Genomic DNA, 1533 nt, shown 5'->3' on the forward strand with positions numbered 1-1533 from the left:
GGTGGGTCAGCGCCGGCGGCACCGGCCCCGCACCCGCAGGACTAGGCGGGCGCTTCCAGTGCCTCTCGAACGGACCGCTCCGCAATCCGGCGCGGGCAGCCCTCACCGATGACGAAGTCGATCAGGAGCGGCGCCAGGATGCGGACGGGGCCCTTGTCCCGGGTGACGTATCCCGAGCCCTCGAGCATGGCGTAGCCGTGGACGAGGGTCCACCAGCGGAACGCCAGCGCGGAACCGCCGGCTTCGCGCAACCGGTTCTTCTCGACCGCTCGCTGGAGGGTCGCCCCCACGCGATCGAGGGTTCCGGCGCGTCCGATGGCCACTTGATCAGGCGTGACGGCCTGGCGGGAGCCGACGCGGGCGACGCCGAACATCACGGCGTACAGCTCGGGGTTCTCGCGCGCATGGTCGACGTAGGCCGCCGTCTGCCGACCGAGATCGGCGATCGGGTCGTCCGTGGGCTCGACCGCGACGAACCGTCGCTCCAGGCGCTCGAAGCCCTCATTGACCACGGCGTCGACCAGCGCATCCATCGACCCGAACTGGCTGTAGACGGACATGGTCGAGGTCCCGGCCTCGCTGGCGACGCGGCGGACGCTCAGCGTTGCTGCGCCTCCCGCGGCGACGAGACGCGCGGCGGCCGCCGTGAGACGTTGCCGCATGGGCTCGTCCGTGAGTGCACTCACATCGCTCGACATGTTCCCCAGTATCCATCACACTTGTAATAACAGTCGTTATAGCAAGGAGTTCCCGTGAGCACCACCGCCAGGAAGAGAGCCAGCCTGATCGGCTGGGGAGCCATCACGGCACTGGCGGTGCTCTACGGACCGATGGCCATCGAGTACATGTGGCGCTTCTTCAACCCCGACGCACCGGAGCTGTGGAACCACACCTTCGGCGCCGTCGTCGACCACGAGGAGGCCTACGGGCCGGGGTCGATCGAGGCGGAACAGGTCGTCCAGTACACCCAGAACCGCTACATCCTGCTCTTCCACACCACCGCCGGCGGAATCGCGATCGTGCTCTTCGCCGCGCAGTTCTCCGCACGCGTACGACGCAACCTCGCCCGCCACCGCCTCATCGGGCGGTTCGCCGCCTCCATCGCCCTGATCGGCATGGCCGGCGCCATGGCCTTCCTGCTCGCCGTCGGCCCCGAGGGCACCTTCGACGGCGCCGCGTTCTACCTCCAACTCTGGGCCCTCGCCCTCGGCACCACGATCGGTGTGAGCCTCGGCCTCGCCGCAGCGGTCAAGCGACAGATCGCCATGCACCAGGCCCTGATGGCCTACGCCTTCGCGCTCCTACTGACCGCGCCGCTGCTGCGCGTCTTCTACCTCTTCCTCGGCAACCTCTGGCCGGAGACGACCCAGCTCGAGACGAACCTCGCCGGTGCCGCCTTCCTCGCGACCTGGGCGCCCCTGGGCGCGTTCCTCGCCGCCCGCGCCCTGGACGTCCGCCAGCGGCGTACGACGGCCATCGGCCCGCTGCCCGGACGCGCCCTGGACCTCGGCGTCCTCGCCACGGCCGTCGTTG

2 protein-coding genes are annotated in these 1533 nt (G+C 69.8%); one reads left to right on the plus strand and one right to left on the minus strand.

Annotated features, from left to right (window positions below; all coding sequences use genetic code 11):
• Window positions 1-41: 41 nt before the first annotated feature.
• The gene (locus tag ACOADB_RS14365) at window positions 42-698 is read right to left on the minus strand and encodes a TetR/AcrR family transcriptional regulator (protein WP_378599807.1); all 657 of its coding nucleotides are present in this window, start codon (window positions 696-698) and stop codon (window positions 42-44) included.
• Between the two features lie 54 nt (window positions 699-752).
• On the opposite strand from ACOADB_RS14365, the gene ACOADB_RS14370 reads away from it, so the two are divergent.
• Window positions 753-1533: DUF2306 domain-containing protein (locus ACOADB_RS14370; RefSeq protein WP_378599809.1), on the plus strand; the 781-nt coding region annotated here is incomplete at its 3' end.

The organism is Nocardioides sp. CPCC 206348 (assembly GCF_048654705.1).
GTDB lineage: Bacteria > Actinomycetota > Actinomycetes > Propionibacteriales > Nocardioidaceae > Nocardioides.